Below are 19,394 nucleotides of genomic sequence, written 5' to 3'. Positions count from 1 at the left end.
TTTAATTAAAAACTACTTCCAAGTTTGGTTATCTTTTCTTTCAGAACGTTTTACACCGTTATCGATGTTATACGCAAGACCGATTCCCAAAGTTTGTTTAAGCTGAGTTTTCTTAATTTGATTGTGATCGTAGATAAGATCTAGAGTGATTAACGACGAAATATATTTATTAATTTTCATGTTAAGAACACCGCCGTACGACAGCATCAAACGCTCAGGATGATCTAGATAATTCGAAAATACCGAAGCCGAGTTCATCAAGCTGATATTCTCCATAATTTGCAATTTGTATTGCACTGTTCCCAAGAAACTGAACTGGAACAATGACGAATCGCCATCATGTTTAAGCCCGTAATCACCTGCCAATTGTAAATCTTTATCACCGACAAAAGTCCATCTCGCATTGGCTGCATGTAGTGACATTGTAAAATTATCATTCGGCTTGTATGTAAAACCCGCACCAACATTAACATAACCTGGCGCCATAAAGTTTGAAATCTTTTTAGCATCAGGATTGTTGCCATCCTCATAACCTGCCTAAAATTGTGTTAACAAACTTGCACCACCTGACGCATACCAATGACCAGAAATTTGTCTACCATAGTTAGTAGAAAGATTGATGATATCTTGTGTTTTACGATTTCCTAGACCTTTTGTATTGTTCATCCCGCAACCTAAAATCAAGATATTTTCCCAAAGGTCTTTATCTTTTTCGTAAGTCATGTTTTAGTTAACACCCGCAACCCAGCCAACGTTGTTAGCTCCACCACCAACCCAGTTGGAGAAAGCCGCTTGGTTTAGCATTAACGTATTTTGACCAACGATAGACCACGCTTTTGTAGACTCCGCACCCGCAACTTCTTTGTTATCTTTCGCCTTTGCAAGAACAGTCAAAAACAAAGAGGCGAATAAAAGTTTTTCATGTTTGTATTATTTAATAAAAGGATTAATTATTTTACTGTTTTTATCACGTTCAAGTTTGAATCCAAAATTATAAGTTAAACCAACACCCAAAGTTTGTTTAGTTTGTAAACCCGCAATTTGGTCATGATCGTACACCATGTCAAATGTGACAACAGTCGTTATAAATCTATTGAACTTCATATTTAAAGCTGCTGAATAAGCTACATCAACACGTTCAAAATGTTCTAAATAATTGGAGAAAAGATTCAGTTTGTTGAGGAGCGTCATATCTTTCATAATATTAATACGATAGGTCGCATTAACCATCGCCCCAAGCTCTGTTCTCATGCTTTGTCCATCTCTTTCTAGACCGAATTTACCAGCTTGTTGTAGATGTGGGTCTAAGACAAATGTAAACTTACCATTGACAGGACGCATCACCAATTGGAAATTGTCATTAGGATTGAAAGAAATACCAAGACCTAAGTTAAGATAACCCGGTGCCATAAATTTGGAAACGCGATCATTATAGGTAGGGTCAGGTGTTAAAGAATAATTATATCCAGCCCCAAATTGCGATGCAAACTGGAAACCTGTTGACAAATAATAATTAGCGCCTAAATCATAGCCATAATTGGAAGAAATGTTGATGTAATCTTCAGTTTTTCTGGTCGATTGTCCCGTTGACGACACAAAACCATAACCTAGCTGAACATTATTTTCAAGAAAATGTTTTCCTGTTTTGTAATTAAAATTATAGTTTACTTTTCCGATAACCCCAATGTTGTCATTACCCCCAGCATACCAATTCGAAAACGACGATTGGTTAAATACCAGACTATTTTGTCCAAAAATAAACCATCGTTGTGCTTCAACAGTGTTAAACATACTATAAGGCGTTATTGGCATATCTTGTAGTGACACTTGCGGCCGATCTTTGATGATGATTGTATCACCTTTTTTAATGACCTTTATATTAGACAGCGTTTCTGTATCAATACTATCCAAAACGGTATTAGCACTTGTCCAATTAGCTTGCGCTATGGAGTCAATTATTTTGCTAAGATCAGGTCTTTTCTGAGAAAATAATATTAAATTTAATCCTACAAATACTACTGAAAATAATTTCTTCATCGTTTAATTCAATCTTACAATCTGCAAAATTAAGACAAAATAAATAATTTCACTTTTTTTAAAAGTTAAAGCCCTCTATACAAAAATCTGGACAGAATTTCCTAATTCTATTTTTGGCAACCAATTTGACAATCCAAAGATATGTTTATAAAAAGTATCAACCGCAAAGCACTTGTTTCTCCTATCCTAATGCTTGCATTAATGTGGATTGGCTATGCATTACAAAACTTAGGTTTTTTCAGCAATTGTACAGGTGCCATTATTCCGTTGATGCCGGACGGGCTCGTAGGGATTATCACCTCTCCATTTTTACATGGAAGCCTCGAACATATTTTCGGAAATAGTGTTCCGATCGCTGTACTTTTATTTTTGTTGTATACATTTTATCCAACAATTGCGGACAAAATTTTAATAACAGGTTGGATTAGCACAGGACTTTTGGTGTGGCTACTTCCGCCAATCGATATTTTTACAGGACAATGGAACTACGCCTGTATCATCGGCGCCAGCGGCGTAGTCTATGTTTTAGCATTTTTCTTGTTCTTTAGCGGACTTTTTCGTTGGGATATGAAGTTGTTAACAATCTCTTTGTTAGTCGCTTTATATTACGGAAGTTTGGTTTGGGGTATGTTACCAGAAGAATTATTTAGTAACTTACAAGAGCCAAGCAGAATCTCTTGGCAGTCACACCTTGCTGGTGGCTTGGTTGGGATAATTCTCGCATTTTTGTTCAGAAAAATAGGAGAAAAAAAGAAAAAATTCATTTGGGAATTCCCGAACTATTACAACGAGAAAGATGACAAAATGTGGCAAGAATATAAAGAGAAATTTCCAGATGACTTTTTGGAGCTTCCTCACAAACCAAAAGATAATATTTGGGATCATCTTGATGAGATAAGACGTCGCGAATCTAAGTAACCATTCTAAAATCCAAAACGATGAACACTGAGCATCTATACGCTATTGCATTACGAAGTTGCCATCAACTTGGGAATCTCAATTATAAAAAACTGATTGACGAATTTGGATCTGCCGAGCAAGTCTGGAATCTTCCAAAATCTTCTCTCAAACAGATCTTTGGTATTGGTGATAAACGCTCGGAAGAAATCGGTTCCGAAAAACATTTGGATTTTGCGACTTCGGAGTTACAGTTTTGTGAGAAAAACGATATTAAAATCATTTCTTTCCAAGACAAAGATTATCCGCAACTTCTTCGAGAATGTCCAGATGCGCCAGTTTTACTCTTCGTTAAAGGGCAAATACCTGTTAAGACGCATAATGTCAGCATTGTTGGTACAAGAAATATCACGAGCTATGGGAAGCAATTTATCGACGACTTTTTATCTGAATTAAAACCTAAAAAAGTTTCAACCATCAGCGGTCTTGCTTATGGTGTTGACGCTCAAGTTCATGAAAAATCTCTACAACTCAACATCCCGACTGTTGCAGTTTTGGCGCATGGTTTACACATGATTTATCCTTCTAAACATCATCGTTTATCACACCAAATTATTGACAACGGTGGCGCTCTTATTTCAGAATATACTTCGAAATCAAAACCTGACCGCGAACATTTTCTCCAACGCAATCGTATTATTGCAGGATTTTCTCAACAATGCATCATCGTAGAATCGGCATTTGGAGGCGGATCGATGAACACCGCCAATTTCGCCAACGACTACAACCGCGATGTTTTCGCACTTCCAGGAAAGCTATCGGATAAATACAGCCAAGGTTGCAATCTTCTAATTTCGCAGAATAAAGCGCAAATTATCCACTCTGTATCAGATTTGGTGCAAACTTGCTTCACCAATCAAGCAGAAGTTGGAAATCTTTTCTTACAGTTTGAAATTCCAACTATTGATAACCCAATACAATCGAAAATCTATCGTTTAATACAAGAAAAGATTAGCATTTCTTTTGACGAGTTATTAAACAAAATCGATAAAAATCCGCAAGAACTTCTCAATATTTTATTAGAAATGGAACTTTTGGGATACATAAAATCGCAATCCGGCAAGAATTACACTTGTTCGAATTATTAATATATTGTTAACTTGATAAGAAAATTTTATTTTTAGTTCTAAATTTTCAAAAAGAAAAGCATTTTATAAAAACATTAAGAAAAATATTTGTTTAAGCTAAAAAGCATTAAAAAAACTCAATAATTGTTTTGCTTTTTTGAAAATAAAATTAAATTTGTCACATAACATTAAAGCTTTATGGAGCAACACGAAATCGATCAAAAGATTAAGGATTTTATCGCCAATATCGAAGCGAAAAATCCAAACGAACCAGAATTTATCCAAGCGGTGAAAGAAGTTGCTGTGACGGTTATCCCTTTTATTGCAACGAGGCCAGAGTACGACGGCATGAAGTTGCTAGAAAGAATGGCTGAGCCAGAACGTGCAATTATCTTCCGTGTGCCATGGGTAGATGACAAAGGCGAAATCCAAGTTAACCGCGGATTCCGTATCCAGATGAACTCTGCAATTGGCCCGTACAAAGGCGGTATCAGATTTCACCCGACTGTTAACCTAAGTGTTCTTAAGTTTTTGGCTTTCGAACAAGTTTTCAAAAACTCTTTGACAACGCTTCCGATGGGTGGTGGTAAAGGCGGTTCAGATTTCGATCCACAAGGCAAGTCCGATATGGAAGTGATGCGTTTCTGCCAATCCTTCATGACAGAATTGTGCAAGCATATCGGTCCTGAAACTGACGTCCCAGCTGGTGACATTGGTGTTGGTGCTCGAGAAATTGGATATCTTTTCGGACAGTACAAACGTATCCGTAACGAGTTCACGGGTGTGTTGACTGGTAAAGGCTTGGCTTATGGTGGATCTTTGATTCGTCCAGAGGCAACAGGATTCGGTGTTGTGTATTTCACGGAGCAAATGCTAAAAACGATTAATCAAGATATTAAAGGAAAAATTGTTACAGTTTCTGGTTTCGGAAATGTGTCTTGGGGTGTTATCAAAAAGATTGAACAACTTGGAGGCAAGACAGTTACAATCTCTGGTCCTGACGGCTATATCTACGATGAAGAAGGGATTTTTGGTGAAAAAATTGACTACCTATTAGAGTTAAGAGCAACTGGAAATAATCGAGCTGAGGATTATGTTAAAAAATATCCTAACGCAAAATTCTTTGCTGGGAAACGTCCTTGGGAAGTGAAATGTGACATTGCAATTCCGTCTGCTACTCAAAATGAATTAGATTTGGATGATGCTAAAAAGTTGGTTGCTAATGGATGTATCTGTGTGACAGAAGCGGCTAATATGCCTTCAACTTTGGAAGCAATTAATTATTTCTTAGAAAATAAAGTTTTATTCTCTCCTGGAAAAGCTTCTAATGCTGGCGGTGTAGCAACTTCTGGTCTAGAAATGACGCAAAATTCTATTCGTCTTAACTGGACATCCCAAGAAGTTGATGCTCGTCTTAAAGAAATTATGATTGGCATTCACAAAGCTTGTCGCGATTACGGTAAAGAAGAAGATGGTTATGTTAACTATGTAAAAGGTGCAAACATAGCAGGTTTTGTTAAAGTTGCCGAAGCGATGTTAGCGCAAGGTGTGGTTTAAAATAAAACCTATAAAAAGTAAAAATATAAAAGCCCAACTCGAATGAATTGGGCTTTTTTATTTTAAATTTAAATCAAATTACTTTCTTGGAAGTCCGCGTTTCAAAGCATAATTTGCTCTTTCTACGGCTTTTTTCTCTTTCCAAGTCATATATCTAATTTTGAAGTTTTTCTTCATAAAGTTGTCAAACGTTCTTTGCACAGTAAGATTCCACAGCGAATGAGCCTTTACGCCCCACGATTTATCCCAAGCTCTTAACGAAATTGAGAAACTTCCGTCCAAATATTTCATCCAATGCCACCAACCAGTTGGCATAAACAATGTGTCACCATGCTCTAAAAAACATTCGATACCCTCAACGCCATCCAAAGCTGGGAAGTTTTTGAAATCTGGATTTTCGATATCATAATCTTCCAAAGCATAAGTTGCGTAAGGAATTTGATACAATCTATCTTTCCACTTATAATCGAAAAGCATGATATGTTTTCTTCCATTAAAATGTGTGTGGAAGATGTGCGCCATATCGATATCATAATGTAAAAACGTTACAGAACCCTTTCCACCAAAGAACATATTAGGATATTTATCCAAAAACCCACCCATTAATTCTTTAGGAGAAATGTAATCATCTAATAATTTTGGAGCGCTTTTAATCGGATCAAATAAGAAAATTCTAAGATCTGTTGGCTCTCTTTGTATCAAATCGATATAATCACCAAACTTCATTTTTGCTGCGGAAGCGTTAATTGGCGCTGCTGGATCAGCTTTAGAACTGTCATACAAAGGCACCTCAACATCACCTACAGCCTGCTTCATATAGTCCATCGTCCACTTTTGGTAAGCTGGCCATTTTCTAGCCATATTCTTGATAACCACCGGTGTACGGGTTTTAAGGTATTTATTTTCGAACTCCTCTTTCGTAATGTCATCAACAACATCAATCGGTTTCAGAATGATTCCCATTTTGCTTAACTTAATATGTTACAAAATTATTAATTTTTTGTGGAGTGTGGTCAAAAAAAATAGTTTTTAATTATAATGATTCTAAATTATTTTATCTATTAAAATCTGCAATTGCCGATTAACACTAACAAAATTGACAAAGATTTAACTTTTCATCAAAATATTTCTCAAACAACTGTAACAAAAAAAACAAACTTCTACTAATTGTTTAGTGATACAGTAACTATATGAAAAATCTACTCAGTTTTATTTTGGTATTTTGTTGTTCAATAATTGTTTTAGCTCAAAAAACAATTAGCGGCAACATTACCGACTCTAACGGAAAAGCATTACCAAGCGCCAGTGTAACTATTGAGGAACCTGGCAAAAACGCAATTCTAGCTTATGCAATATCCAATTCTAAAGGTGAATACAAGATTATTTTCACCTCATCAGAAAGCGATGTGATTTTAAAGGTTAAAGCTTTTAATCAAAAAACGCAAAGCAAAACGATCAAAAATACTGACCAAACTCAAAACTTCTCATTAGCTGGTGAAACAACCGAAATTGAAGAAGTAAAAATTAAAACTAAGTTAATCACCAAAAAAGGTGACACGATTTCTTACGACATCAAAGCTTTCGAAAACAAAGCCGACCGTAGCCTTGCTGACGTTTTGAAAAAAATGCCAGGTATCGAAGTCAACAAAGATGGTACTGTACTTTATCAAGGTGAACCGATTAACAAATTTTACGTTAACGGAAAAGACTTAATGGAAGGTGGTTACGGAACAATTAACAATTCACTTCCAAAAGATGCTGTTGCTAAAGTTGAAGTCTTAGAAAATCATCAGCCAGTTAAAATTTTACAAGATAAAGTCCCATCAGAGAACGCTGCGCTTAACATTAAACTAAAAAAATCGGTGACGATGACAGGTCGTGGCGAGGTTGGCGCAGGCTTTAGTCCTTTCCTTTGGAATGTTAAATTAACGCCTATGTTTTTTGGGCAGAAAAACCAGTGGGTCGTTAACTATAAAGCGAATAATAATGGCGAATCTGTAGAGAATGAAGGCAACATGCTTTCTTTTGGATCTCGTTGGGAAGGTCGTCGATCGCAAGCATCACAAAAATCTTGGACCAATGTAGAATCTGCTAGCACACCAAATATTGGAGAAAAAAGATATTTGCTAAACAATGTACATTTCTTTTCAGCTAATTTGTTGACAAGCCCTTTCAAAAATAAAGAATGGGAATTAAAAGCCAACGCATCCTATACCAATAATAGCATAAAACGCGAAGAATACAAAGTTGACGTTTACGATATTGGCAGTACAGCAGTACCAACAGGCGGAACGTACATTTCTAGTACAAAAAACAATTTCTATGACAATGCTGCAAAAGGTGAATTAATCTTTACTAAAAATGCAAAAAAAGGCTTCTTTAAAAATACAACGACTTGGAATAGTTTCTGGAACGATGATCGTGCCGATGTTGACAAATACATACAAACGGATCGTAGAATCGCACAAGAAGATCTTAACTCGCCGAGTGGTATTTTCCAAAACTCGTTAAGCACGATTGTGCCTTGGAAGGAAAAGCTTTTCAATGTGATGAGTTATGTTAAATATCAAAAAGATAGACAAACGATGAGCATTAATCCAGGAAGTTATCTTATTGACTTTGGATTCGGAAATTATAGTAAGATCAACCAATATGCGACTTCAAAAACCTTAGAAGTTGATCATTCGGTGTCGGTAGGATTTAGCTACAAAAAATGGACTTTCACGCCGGAAGTGGGTTTAAATATGAATTTTAATAACTTAAATTCTGCGATCAATGGGGAAGTTGGTGGCACCAATCACTTTCTTGGAAGCGATATGCTTAACGATGTTGATTGGAACGAAATCCAACCTTACACACAATTGGGCGTTAATTTCAAATCCCAAAATTTTAATCTTAATATGACTTTGCCTGTTAATTTCTACGGCATTACATATAGAGATAATATCCGCAACAAATATCTTGACCGAAGCAAAACGGTTTTTGAGCCGACATTATTTGCAAATTATGAGTTTGCTTCATTCTTCAAACTTTGGGCTTTTGCTAACCAAAATTACGATTTCGGAAACTTTGGATTCTTGTATGGCGGCAAGATGCTGACAAGCCCAACAAGTCTTAGAGTTCGTAGTGCGGACAACATCGAAATGCCAGAATATTTAACTAGAAGCATTGGATCACGATTAGAATACCGAAATCCACTTAACAATTTGTTCTTCAATGTTAGATATAATTATTCGACCAACAAGAGAAACATTATAGAATCTTATAACACCAATGGTTTTACGAATGAGTTGGTGTTGGAAACAATGGACAACACGTCTAAAAGTCAAACCGAAAGCGCAGAAATTGGAAAGTATTTCCCTAAATATAAAATGAACTTATCGGTCTCAGCTAGCAATACAGGTTCTAATTCGTTTTCATTTTTTAATGATCTACGCGAAACAGATTCTAACCGACAAAATTTAGGAATTAAATTTAATAATGCTTATTTCAGTTGGTTGAGTGTTGATTACAATATAGGTTTTAATTGGTCAAAAAGTAGGAACACAACAGACAATATCGATGTGAAAACTTCTGGCTGGAATCACAATCTTAGCACTTACATCTACCCTAGCGAAAATCACACTTTTGGGTTCTTTTGGGATGATTTGACAACAAAAGTAAAAGGCACTAATTTCCGAAACTCTTTCTTTGACGTGTCTTATCAATACACTTGGGTTAAAAAGAAAATCGATTTCGAGCTAAAATGGTTAAACATTGTAAACCGAAAAGTTTATGAAACGGTAAGTGTTGACGTTGCACAAAGCTTGATCTCAACTAACCAAATGTACATCCGACCAAGTCAGTTTATGTTTACTGTTAAATTTAATTTTAAATAAAATTCAAAAAAAGAATCAAATAATTTCTCAATAAAAAAATATTTCGCTGAAACATTGCGAAATATTTTCTACATTCGTATAACTAATTTTTTAGTCATGAAGCATTTAAATCTACTTTTATTACTTCTTAGCATTTCCATTTTTGGACAAGGCACACGCATCGCCTATGAGTATGAATTTGCGCCAAACATTAATCAAAAAGATACGATAAAAAAAGAAACTGTCTTTCTTGATATTCGAAAAGATGGCAGCAAATTTTACAGCCAAAAACAGTTTGTTGCTGATTCGCTTCGCGATCAATATTTTAAACAAATGCGTGCGTCCGGAACGATTAACACCAACTTTAAAGGCACCAACCCTGGCATGGTAAAATATAATGTTACCAAATCTTATCCCGATTACAACATCGTTCTTAAAATGCCAATCAACAGAAATAATTACGCGATAAAAAACGAAAAAGCTATCGTTTGGAAAATCGATCCTGAAACCAAAAAAATTGACAAATTCACAGCTCAAAAAGCAACGACAGAATTTGGGGGAAGACAATGGACAGCTTGGTTCACACAAGAATTACCTTTCCAAGATGGACCTTACAAATTTTCGGGACTTCCGGGTTTAATTTTAGAAATGCAAGATGCAACGGGAACACATGCTTACAAGTTTTTAGGCATTAAAAAATTTGATGATGTCGAAATCAAAGAAAGTGCAAACGATGCTAACGGCAGAACAATGGTTATTATCGGTGGCAGCAATGACAAACCAATTGATGTGACAGAAGCAAAATTCATCCAACTTTGGAAAGAGTACAAGAACGATCCTGTAAAAGATATGCGCCAAACTTTGTCACAAGGTAACGTGAAAATGAAACTGAACATGAACGGAAAAGACATCAGCGATCCCAACGAAATTATTCGCGCCATGGAAAAAAGTCAAAAGGAAGCTTTCAAAAATGACAATAATCCGCTCGAATTGACTTTGTTCCCATAAATTGATTTCAAAATTCACTAATATTTATTACATTTATAATCCCTTATCAACAAGGGATTTTTTATTATGAGCTATTTAGAAAAACTAAAAAATATACGCGCTTTTGTATTCGATGTGGACGGCGTTTTCACAGACGGCAGCGTCTATCTTCTTCCTGACAAAAACATGTCTCGCGTTATGAATGTGCTAGACGGTTATGCTGTTGTAAAAGCGATAAAAGCAGGTTACAAAATTGCGGTTATCACAGGCGGAGATGATCCTATGGTGCGCCATCGCATCGACTATTTAGGGATTAAAGATTATTATGCAAAGTCAGCTCATAAAGTGTCGGATTATACAGATTTTAAACTAAAATATCAAATTGACGATTCCAAAGTTTTGATGATGGGCGACGACATTCCAGATATTGGCATTATGAAACAAGTGGCGATTGCAGCAGCACCAGCCAACGCCGTACCAGAAGTTAAAGACATTGCAGATTATATTTCGCCCATCGAAGGTGGAAAAGGCGCAGTACGTGATGTTATCGAACAAGTTATGAAAATTCAAGATCGTTGGAATCTAGAAGATGACACCAAATCAACTTAAAATGAAGTTATTATTAGCTTCGGCATCGCCACGTCGTCAAGAACTTTTAGCATCATTAAATTTTCCTTTCGAAGTTGTAAAAATTAACTGCGATGAGTCTTATCCCGAAGATTTAGCAACAAAAAATATTGCTGGCTTTGTAGCCAAAACAAAAGCTAAAGCTTATAAAGATTTAAAAAAAAACGAAATCCTTTTGACTTCGGACACGATTGTCGCTTTGGAAAACGAAATCCTTTTAAAACCGAAAAATGCTGATGAAGCCTTTGAAATGTTAAAAAAATTATCAGGAAAAACGCACCAAGTCTATACTTCGATTTGTATTAAAACGCTTGATAATTTAATAACAGAAACCGATTGCGCCAATGTAACAATGCAAATTATCTCAGATGACGAGATCAATTATTATATCGAAAAATACAAACCTTTTGACAAAGCTGGTAGTTACGGCATACAAGAATGGCTGGGGATGAGCAAAATCGAAAACATCAACGGTAGCTATTATAGCATTATGGGACTTCCGACACATTTGGTGTATAAATATCTGTCAAAATACTTTCGTGTTGAAGGATTCTCGATATAAATTCGTTTTTAAAAAGAAAAAGATTATTTTTACAAAAATTAATGTTTTAAATAATAAATTGCCTTTTAGCAAGTTATCTACTTAAATGAGAAAATTCGCCTTTATTATACTTTCTATTTTTGTTGTTGTTGTTGGATGTACACCTCGTAAAAAGAAGACGAAGAGTGGCCCGATGAATCGCTTTTCTACCTATTATAACACGATGTTTAATAGTAAAGAAGCCTTCAATACAGAAATGCAAAATCGTACTAAAAGTTTTAAAGACAACTTTTACGAAGCTTATATTCCAATACTTACTACTGAAGATGTCGCAACGGAAGTTTCTAACTTTGGTGCAGGAAATCCGATGACCAACATGAGCGGCAACAAAGGTCCTGCTTCGCCTAATGCAAATTCTACAATGGGAGGAGGTCCATCGCGACCTAGTACTTCTGGAAAAGGAGCTTCAATTTTACAAATTGCAGAAGCCAAAGCATTAAAAACGATTTCTAAAAACTCAGTTCTTGTTAACGGTGTAGAGAAAAATTCGTATATGTTTGACGCTTATATGTTATTGGCAAAATCACGAATGTACCAAGGCAAAAATCACGAAGCTTTGGATGCTTTGAATTATATTTTCAATAATATGCCAAAACATAAACGCATTAATACTGCAAGAATTTATCAAGCCGAAATCTATGCTAAAATAAAAGACTATGAAAAAGCAGATCGACTTTTCGTAGAGCTTAAGGATGAAAAACTTAACAAAGAAGAAAAACGAACTTTAAGTATTTTCTACTCAGAAATGTTACTAAAATGGGGCAAAAAAAATGATGCTGTAACCGAGTTAGAAGAAGCGTTTGAGTATAATAAAGTTAGAAAAACAAGAAGTAGAATTGCTTATCTACGTGGACAAATCTTGGCAGAATTGGGTAAAAAGCAAGAAGCTAGAGAATCTTTCACAACGGCTTATAAATACGCTTATGATTTCGAATTCGAGGTTAAAACGCAAATCCAAATTGCTAAAACATTCGATAATACCAACGACAATTATGACGAGGCTTTAGCTTATCTAGAAAAAATAGCTAAAAAAGGAACTTACGCTTCCCGTAAAAACGAATTGTATTATGCCATGGGACTTTTGGCGCTTAATGCAAAGCAAGATAAAGATGCAGATTCTTTGTTTAGAAAATCGATTTCGGCAAAAGTATCGGATCCACAAATCAGAGGTTTAGCATTTTCAGAAATTGGAAAAAAATATTTTGCACAAGACGATTATTTGACAGCGGGCGCTTATTACGATAGTGCGTTGGCGGTTATGACTTACGCACCAGAAAAAGCACGTCTCACAGAACTTACAACCAATATTAAAAAGCTTTCGAAAAACTATTATTTAATAAAGAAAAATGATAGTATTCTTGCACTTACAAAAATGTCTAAAGAGCAACAAGAAGCCTATTTTGCAAAGCATATTGATAAGTTGAAAGCGAAAGAAGCCGCAGAAGAAATCGAAAGAAAAAGAGCTGAGCGATCTAAAGGTTTTGACACTGGCGATTACAATGCTAACTCGATGTTCGCTAACTCTGGCGCTGGGACTTTCGGAGCCATCAATATGGCTGGTGATAACAAAAGTACATTCTACTTCGCAAATACCAACAATATCCCACGTGGAGAGACTAACTTTAAACAGATCTGGGGCAACAGAACATTAGCTGACAACTGGCGTTACTCCGCAAAATCTCAAACGATAGAAGATCTTAAAAACGAAGCTTTAGGTGTAACTACTGCGCCCGATCCTCGTCGTTTTGAACCAAGTTTCTATACAGAAAAAATACCGAGCAATTCTTCGGATATTGCAAAGCTTAAAAAAGAAAGAGATACCGCAAGTCTTGGTTTAGGAATTATGTTTGAGAACTTCTTTAGCAATTCTAAATTAGCGACTAAAACACTTTATGACCTTGTAGATGGGCAACCTGACGAAGACACAGAACTGAAAGCACTTTATCAAGCATTTGTTATTAATTATGAAAAAAATCCTGGTGCTGAAGAACGTGCAAAAACTATGATTTTAGAGAAATATCCGTACACTTCGTATGCAGAGTTTGTAAAAAATCCTCGTGATAAAAACTTCAACAAGTCGTCGGAAGATGTTCAGAAAAAATATGAAGAAGCTTACAAACTTTATGATGAAGGAAAATACCAAGCCTCTTCAGAATTAATTCTTAAAACCATTGACGAGAACAAGAAAGACGCCCTAGTTCCGAAGTTATATTTATTAAATGCTTATAACGCTGGAAAATCTGCTGGTAAAGAAATCATGATTCTTCAGCTTGAGCAGATTGTTCTTAACTATGCCAATACTATGGAAGGCGACAAAGCAAAGCAACTTCTTAAGTATTTGAAAAGTGATATTAAACTTGAAATGACAGACGGCGAAGGTAAAAAGATTGCCCCAACCGAACCTCAGAAAGTCAATAATGCACCAAATCCTGACGAGGAAAAATCTATCAAAATGAGAAGTATAGAAGCTACTCCAAGACCAGGACGACCAGGAATAAATCAAACAGAAGGCCCACCAAAGCCTAAAATGCAAGCGATTTCTCCTGATGCTGCAGACGCTTCTATTCAACAATTAAAAAGTGAAAAATAAAAAAAACCGACACTCAGCTGAGTGTCGGTTTTTTTTACTATGTTTAAGCTTTATCTAGCTTCACAGTAAAGTGTCTTAAAATCGCTGGTTCTTTCACGATTTTGTAACCTTTGGTGATCTCGTTTCTACGCTCATAGACATTTCTAACAGCCGCTGCGATATAATCCATGTGATTGTTAGTATAAGTCCTTCTCGGAATTGCTAAACGAAGAAGCTCTAGTTTTGGGTAACGATTTTCACGTGTGTCTGGATCACGATCGGCTAATAAAGTTCCGATTTCTACACCACGAATGCCAGCTTCAATATAAAGTTCAAGACCTAAAGTTTGCGCAGGAAATTCTTCACGAGAAATATTTGGTAAGAAACTTAGCGCGTCAACAAAAACTGCATGTCCACCAATTGGCTTTTGTACAGGTACACCGTATTCTATTAATTTATTTCCAAGATATTCAACTTGTGAAATTCTACTTTCAAGATAAGCACTTACTGTCGCCTCGTCCAGACCAACTGCCAAAGCAGCCATATCTCTTCCCGCCATTCCACCATAAGTAATGAAGCCTTCGTAGATAATCGTGAAATTAGAAGCTTTTTCAAAAACTTCTTGGTTGTTAAGTGCGATAAATCCACCAATATTAACCAAACCATCTTTCTTTGATGACATCGTCATACCGTCGCCGTAAGAGAACATTTCTTTACAAATTTCTTTAATGCTTCTCTCCTTTTCACCCTCTTCTCTTTGTTGAATAAAATAAGCGTTTTCTGCAAATCTCGCTGAGTCAAAATAAACTGGAATCCCATATTTATTCGACAATTCTCTAACCGCTTTTATGTTTTCTAAAGATACAGGTTGACCACCAGAAGAATTACAAGTCACGGTAACTAAACAAAATGGAATATTTTCTTTTGGATGAGATTTATAAACTTCTTCAAGTTTGATAAGATCGATATTTCCTTTGAAAGGATAAAGATCGTTAATATCAAAAGCTTCATCAATTGTACAATCGACAGCGTGCGCTTTACGGAATTCGATATGACCTTTAGTGGTATCAAAATGCGAATTACCCGGCACAACATCGCCTTCTTTTACTAAAACTGAAAACAATACATTTTCCGCTGCACGACCTTGGTGTGTTGGCAATAGATAAGGAAATCCTGTAATTCTTTCAACAGTCGATTGCAATTCTTGGAACGAGCGAGAACCTGCATAACTTTCGTCACCAGTCATCAAAGCTGCCCATTGTTGGTCAGACATTGCGCCAGTTCCGCTATCAGTTAATAGATCAATAAATACTTGTGAAGACTTTAGATTGAATAAATTATAGTCAGCCTCTTTTAGCCATTGTTCTCTTTGTTCTTTTGTAGATTGCTGGATATTTTCAACCATTTTAATTCTAAATGGCTCTGCATAAGGTAATTTCATATAGATAATGTTTTGTAGATTTTTAAAAATTGATTTCTTCTAAGTCAAAAGTGTCTTTAACCTAAAGTGTTTTTCGTATTTAAAAATCAAACATCATTCTGGCGCTTTGAAAACATTGTCATCGCTATGGAAGCCAGCAACACCGCCACTTACCGCAAACTTCATTGCTTCGGCAGCGCTCATACCATCAACCTCTTTTATATTACTAAATTTAGTGACAATAACCCAACCCGAAACGGCGTAAGAATGCGGAAGATATACCGCAATCATCCCATCCATTTTAACAGCTGACATATCGTTTTGAGTTAAAAATCCGATACGCCAAACTTCTGGATTCTCATTGGTTTTGACCCAAACAGGAACATTGAATTTCTTTTTATCACCTACAAAAGAACCCATCACATCTTTAAGAGACGTGTAGATAAATTTGATGCCGGGCGTATGTTCGAGGATGTAGTCAACACTATCAACAATAATTCGACCGATGATAAATTTGTTTCCAAAATAACCGATAAGCGTCGTCGCAGCAATAACCACAACAAAAACCAATCCTGGAAACTTCTCGGATACAGACGGGATAATGTTATCGATACTAAATACAATGTACCAAATGATCCACGCCGTAACCGCCAAAGGTCCGATAATAACAAGTCCTTGTAAAAAATTTCGGAACGCTAATCCTATATAGTCGTTGAATCCTCTCTTCATATTATCCGTGGATGGTTTCTTTATTTCCGTACGAACGGATAATTTGGGACTCGTAGTCTAGCCACTCTTCCCAGCGTTGGTTTACTTTTTCTGGATCGCCCAATTGACGCGCAAATCCAATGAAAGTTGTATAATGATTCGCTTCCGAAACCATCAACTCGTGATAGAATTTTTTTAGCTTTTCATCTTTAATATTTTCTGTTAAAACTTTGAAACGTTCGCAACTTCTAGCTTCAATCATCGCTGCAAAAAGCATTTTGTCAACAATTAAATCTTCGCGACTTCCTTGCACAATAAATTTGATTAAATCATTTACATAATCGTCTTTTCTTGGTCGTCCCAAAACGCCGCCACGTTCTTTGATAATCTCGTGAACTTGGTTGAAGTGATCCAACTCTTCTTGTGCAATCGCCAAAAGTTCGGTAACAATTTCGGGATATTCTGGCAGCATCGTAATCAATCCAATCGCGTTAGTGGCTGCTTTTTGTTCGCACCAAGCGTGGTCAGTTAATATTTCTTCCAAATTGCCTTCTGCAATATTTGCCCAACGCGGATCCGTAAGTAGCTTTAACCTAAACATTTCAATTTTTTTCGTAAAAATAAGAATTTTAAGCGCATTTCCTTTATTTTTAATACAAATTCAGGAATGATGAAAATTTTTAAATTAATAATTCTAAGTCTTGTCGTAATTGCTTGTAATAAACAAGAAAAAATTATAGAAAAACCTACACTCAATTCTCCAGAACTTAAAACTGAAAACATCACATTAATCAATCCAAAAGCCAATATTTTAAAAGATAGACTTCTTCCGATTTCTGATTTTAAAAGAGTGGAAACGCCAGCAAATTCTTGGGAAAATTTTCTACAAAATCTAAAACTGCAGGGTTTTGGAAAACCAATTCTTAAATATGATGGCTCCGAAATATCGGACCAAAAGCATCATGTTGGGATTTTGACTTATGACATAGGGACAACCGATTTGCAACAATGCGCTGATGCGTTGATAAGACTTCGCGCTGAGTATCTATTTAAAAATGAAAAATATAGCGACATCCATTTTCGATTTACAAGTGGTGATAATTACGCTTGGGAATCTTATGCGAAAGGTATTCGCCCAATTATTAACGGAAATTCGGTGAGGTTTTCTCAATCTGCAAACACAAATCAATTGAATAATTATCAAGAATTTAGAAAATACTTGGATATTATTTACACTTATGCAGGGACAATTTCTCTGGCACGAGATTTAAAATTGGATTCCAACAAAGAAGAATTTGAAATCGGTGATTTGATTATCACGCCAGGAAGCCCTGGTCACGTTGTGCTGGTTGTTGACAAAATCGAAAACGGCGCCCAAAAACGTTATGCTTTGATCGAAGGTTATACGCCAACACAATCGATACATATTCTTTCTGAAAACGGAAATCCTTGGTTTGATCTAAAAGTTAGTGACAATATTCCAACGCCGAGATATCATTTTAAAAACGCTGTTATTAAACATTTTTAAAATTTAAGTTTATAAAAAACCATCAATACATTTACGAACTAAATATAATTTTGGTACAATAATTGTGAATTTGAAAAACATTTAACACAATACATCAACATAACAAAATCAAAATTATGGAAAGCAACTTATCAACAAGACTTAAAAGCGTTCTGATTATGCTTTTATCTTTCTTTAGCACAGGACTTATCTTTGCTCAAGACAAAGGCGCAGATTTAACTGTTGACATTAACACCAACAAAGGAGGTGGCGCTGGCGAATGGTACACCAACCCAACTTATCTCATTATTGGTGGCGTTGTACTTATCATTATTATCGCGCTTATTATGCGAGGTGGCGGAAGCAAAAACTAAATATTAACACTAAAAAACATAACCGTTTCTTAACTAGAAGCGGTTTTTTTTCGCAAAACATTTAAAATTTTCCAGCCAAAAGCATCTACTTTTTTAAGGCCTTCTGCAATGATAACCGCAAGTACAACATTGATAATATAAACTGGAATTAAAAGTAAAATCCAATTAACATCATCTTTGAAAGGCACAACAATAAAGTAAATTAAAGAAGAACTTATCCCTTGCGAAAAATAAAAGAAAATTGCATTATTTCCGATATACGTCAAGAAGTTTTTCTTGTTAATTTTCAAACGATTATAACCAACAAACAAGGTGACAACTGCAAAAAGCGTCCAAATAATATATGGTAATTTCGGCGGGAATTTATTTTTATTAAGCTTGTAAAAAATTTCTGTTCCATAATACCAAAACATTCCGACCAAAGCCATCGCAACAAGTCCATACAAAACAGGAATCATCTTGGTCGGGATTTTTTTCCCACGCATCTGATGTGCAATTAAAAACACAGCAAAGTAAAACGCAACATAACCAACTTGTCCATTTGGATAATATTGCGGAAACAAATTGAATATCAAGGTTAAAGCAATACAAAGCCCGATAAACCAGTTGATATGTTTGGGGAAAAATTTAAGAACTAAAACCCCAAAAACCGTCAAAATATAATAAACTTTAAGATACCAAAAACTTCCCATCACCACAGGGAAAGTATCAGCATTAGAATATTGATGGAGATACCAATTTCCTAGATTTTGCCATTGTGGTTCCACTGAAATATTCTGTGGAACATACTTCCCGCCAAAGGTCGAATAGAAAGATTTAAGCCAATCCATCGAAAAAAATGTCAAGCCAAAAACTTTGAATAAATAATCTAAAACAAAAAGAAAAGTCACAAAAATCATATACGTGACCTGCAATTTCAACAATCGATAAAAAGTCTTTTCGATGTTATTACCAGAAGTTATTCCGCTAAGGGCGTAAAACAAAATTACATCAAAAAACAAAGACATCACACGCACTTCCGTCGGCACATAAAATTGTCCTGACCAAAAAACGGTGTGGATAAAAATTACAGAAAGCGTTGCAAAACCTTTTGCAAAATCAATATATAAATCTCTTTTCATTCAGA

Annotated in this window: 16 protein-coding genes and 1 pseudogene; 10 read left to right on the top strand and 7 right to left on the bottom strand. The window is 35.7% G+C overall.

What is annotated here, in order from left to right; genetic code table 11:
* Positions 1–12 precede the first annotated feature (12 nt).
* Positions 13–900: pseudogene (locus AC23MB_RS01415) on the bottom strand (DUF3078 domain-containing protein).
* Between the two features lie 30 nt (positions 901–930).
* The gene (locus tag AC23MB_RS01410; protein WP_487786349.1) at positions 931–2,037 is read right to left on the bottom strand and encodes a DUF3078 domain-containing protein; all 1,107 of its coding nucleotides are present in this window, start codon (positions 2,035–2,037) and stop codon (positions 931–933) included.
* A gap of 141 nt (positions 2,038–2,178) precedes the next feature.
* Here AC23MB_RS01410 and AC23MB_RS01405 point away from each other — a divergent pair, with 141 nt between their 5' ends.
* The 3 genes from AC23MB_RS01405 to gdhA all read left to right on the top strand — a co-directional run bounded on the left by AC23MB_RS01405 (position 2,179) and on the right by gdhA (position 5,618).
* Positions 2,179–2,955, top strand: coding sequence for a rhomboid family intramembrane serine protease (locus AC23MB_RS01405; RefSeq protein WP_487786348.1), 777 nt, complete (start codon positions 2,179–2,181; stop codon positions 2,953–2,955).
* Between the two features lie 20 nt (positions 2,956–2,975).
* The gene (gene dprA, locus AC23MB_RS01400) at positions 2,976–4,082 is read left to right on the top strand and encodes a DNA-processing protein DprA (protein WP_312323603.1); all 1,107 of its coding nucleotides are present in this window, start codon (positions 2,976–2,978) and stop codon (positions 4,080–4,082) included.
* 177 nt (positions 4,083–4,259) lie between these two features.
* Entirely contained in the window at positions 4,260–5,618 is a 1,359-nt protein-coding gene (gdhA, locus tag AC23MB_RS01395) for an NADP-specific glutamate dehydrogenase (RefSeq protein ID WP_487786347.1), read from the top strand.
* Positions 5,619–5,696: 78 nt separating this feature from the next.
* On the opposite strand, the gene AC23MB_RS01390 is transcribed toward gdhA, so the two are convergent.
* A complete protein-coding gene (locus tag AC23MB_RS01390; protein WP_312323283.1) occupies positions 5,697–6,581 on the bottom strand; it encodes a cupin-like domain-containing protein in 885 nt (294 codons plus the stop codon).
* 227 nt (positions 6,582–6,808) lie between these two features.
* Here AC23MB_RS01390 and AC23MB_RS01385 point away from each other — a divergent pair, with 227 nt between their 5' ends.
* From AC23MB_RS01385 to porW, 5 genes are all read left to right on the top strand, one after another.
* Positions 6,809–9,496: a hypothetical protein gene (locus AC23MB_RS01385; RefSeq protein ID WP_487786346.1), complete on the top strand. Its 2,688-nt coding sequence runs from the start codon at positions 6,809–6,811 to the stop codon at positions 9,494–9,496.
* A 96-nt stretch (positions 9,497–9,592) separates the two neighbouring features.
* Positions 9,593–10,483, top strand: coding sequence for a GLPGLI family protein (locus AC23MB_RS01380; protein ID WP_487786345.1), 891 nt, complete (start codon positions 9,593–9,595; stop codon positions 10,481–10,483).
* A 66-nt stretch (positions 10,484–10,549) separates the two neighbouring features.
* Complete coding sequence (locus AC23MB_RS01375) at positions 10,550–11,071, top strand: KdsC family phosphatase (protein WP_312323288.1); 522 nt, start codon at positions 10,550–10,552, stop codon at positions 11,069–11,071.
* 1 nt (position 11,072) lies between these two features.
* Positions 11,073–11,651, top strand: coding sequence for a Maf family nucleotide pyrophosphatase (locus AC23MB_RS01370; protein ID WP_312323290.1), 579 nt, complete (start codon positions 11,073–11,075; stop codon positions 11,649–11,651).
* Positions 11,652–11,736: 85 nt separating this feature from the next.
* Entirely contained in the window at positions 11,737–14,280 is a 2,544-nt protein-coding gene (gene porW, locus AC23MB_RS01365) for a type IX secretion system periplasmic lipoprotein PorW/SprE (protein WP_487786344.1), read from the top strand.
* Between the two features lie 43 nt (positions 14,281–14,323).
* Here the strand turns inward: porW and tnaA are convergent, their stop codons facing one another.
* The 3 genes from tnaA to AC23MB_RS01350 form a co-directional block, all read right to left on the bottom strand.
* Positions 14,324–15,700, bottom strand: coding sequence for a tryptophanase TnaA (gene tnaA, locus AC23MB_RS01360; protein ID WP_487786343.1), 1,377 nt, complete (start codon positions 15,698–15,700; stop codon positions 14,324–14,326).
* Positions 15,701–15,793: 93 nt separating this feature from the next.
* Positions 15,794–16,408 (bottom strand): DUF502 domain-containing protein, encoded by a 615-nt coding sequence (locus AC23MB_RS01355; protein WP_487786342.1) that lies wholly within the window; start codon positions 16,406–16,408, stop codon positions 15,794–15,796.
* 1 nt (position 16,409) lies between these two features.
* Positions 16,410–16,988: a MiaE family protein gene (locus AC23MB_RS01350; RefSeq protein ID WP_374329943.1), complete on the bottom strand. Its 579-nt coding sequence runs from the start codon at positions 16,986–16,988 to the stop codon at positions 16,410–16,412.
* A gap of 66 nt (positions 16,989–17,054) precedes the next feature.
* On the opposite strand from AC23MB_RS01350, the gene AC23MB_RS01345 reads away from it, so the two are divergent.
* Together AC23MB_RS01345 and AC23MB_RS01340 are read left to right on the top strand one after the other, a co-directional pair.
* Entirely contained in the window at positions 17,055–17,915 is an 861-nt protein-coding gene (locus tag AC23MB_RS01345) for a DUF4846 domain-containing protein (protein ID WP_487786341.1), read from the top strand.
* A gap of 116 nt (positions 17,916–18,031) precedes the next feature.
* Entirely contained in the window at positions 18,032–18,268 is a 237-nt protein-coding gene (locus tag AC23MB_RS01340; protein WP_079666407.1) for a hypothetical protein, read from the top strand.
* A 29-nt stretch (positions 18,269–18,297) separates the two neighbouring features.
* Here the strand turns inward: AC23MB_RS01340 and AC23MB_RS01335 are convergent, their stop codons facing one another.
* On the bottom strand, positions 18,298–19,389 hold the full coding sequence (locus tag AC23MB_RS01335; protein WP_487786340.1) for an acyltransferase family protein: 1,092 nt from the start codon (positions 19,387–19,389) through the stop codon (positions 18,298–18,300).
* Between the last annotated feature and the right edge of the window lie 5 nt (positions 19,390–19,394).

This window comes from Soonwooa sp. T0.1_25 (genome assembly GCF_057652215.1).
The sequence above is the reverse complement of the archived record's forward strand: the minus strand, read 5'-3'. Positions and strand labels throughout refer to the sequence as shown.

Excerpts from the sequence above, each read along its gene's own strand:
- AC23MB_RS01370 (WP_312323290.1), top strand. The coding sequence starts at position 11,073 with ATGAAGTTATTATTAGCTTCGGCATCGCCACGTCGTCAAGAACTTTTA.
- AC23MB_RS01340 (WP_079666407.1), top strand. The coding sequence starts at position 18,032 with ATGGAAAGCAACTTATCAACAAGACTTAAAAGCGTTCTGATTATGCTT.
- tnaA (WP_487786343.1), bottom strand. The coding sequence starts at position 15,700 with ATGAAATTACCTTATGCAGAGCCATTTAGAATTAAAATGGTTGAAAAT.
- AC23MB_RS01355 (WP_487786342.1), bottom strand. The coding sequence starts at position 16,408 with ATGAAGAGAGGATTCAACGACTATATAGGATTAGCGTTCCGAAATTTT.
- AC23MB_RS01375 (WP_312323288.1), top strand. The coding sequence starts at position 10,550 with ATGAGCTATTTAGAAAAACTAAAAAATATACGCGCTTTTGTATTCGAT.
- AC23MB_RS01385 (WP_487786346.1), top strand. The coding sequence starts at position 6,809 with ATGAAAAATCTACTCAGTTTTATTTTGGTATTTTGTTGTTCAATAATT.
- dprA (WP_312323603.1), top strand. The coding sequence starts at position 2,976 with ATGAACACTGAGCATCTATACGCTATTGCATTACGAAGTTGCCATCAA.
- AC23MB_RS01350 (WP_374329943.1), bottom strand. The coding sequence starts at position 16,988 with ATGTTTAGGTTAAAGCTACTTACGGATCCGCGTTGGGCAAATATTGCA.
- AC23MB_RS01380 (WP_487786345.1), top strand. The coding sequence starts at position 9,593 with ATGAAGCATTTAAATCTACTTTTATTACTTCTTAGCATTTCCATTTTT.
- porW (WP_487786344.1), top strand. The coding sequence starts at position 11,737 with ATGAGAAAATTCGCCTTTATTATACTTTCTATTTTTGTTGTTGTTGTT.
- AC23MB_RS01405 (WP_487786348.1), top strand. The coding sequence starts at position 2,179 with ATGTTTATAAAAAGTATCAACCGCAAAGCACTTGTTTCTCCTATCCTA.
- AC23MB_RS01345 (WP_487786341.1), top strand. The coding sequence starts at position 17,055 with ATGATGAAAATTTTTAAATTAATAATTCTAAGTCTTGTCGTAATTGCT.
- AC23MB_RS01410 (WP_487786349.1), bottom strand. The coding sequence starts at position 2,037 with ATGAAGAAATTATTTTCAGTAGTATTTGTAGGATTAAATTTAATATTA.
- AC23MB_RS01335 (WP_487786340.1), bottom strand. The coding sequence starts at position 19,389 with ATGAAAAGAGATTTATATATTGATTTTGCAAAAGGTTTTGCAACGCTT.
- gdhA (WP_487786347.1), top strand. The coding sequence starts at position 4,260 with ATGGAGCAACACGAAATCGATCAAAAGATTAAGGATTTTATCGCCAAT.
- AC23MB_RS01390 (WP_312323283.1), bottom strand. The coding sequence starts at position 6,581 with ATGGGAATCATTCTGAAACCGATTGATGTTGTTGATGACATTACGAAA.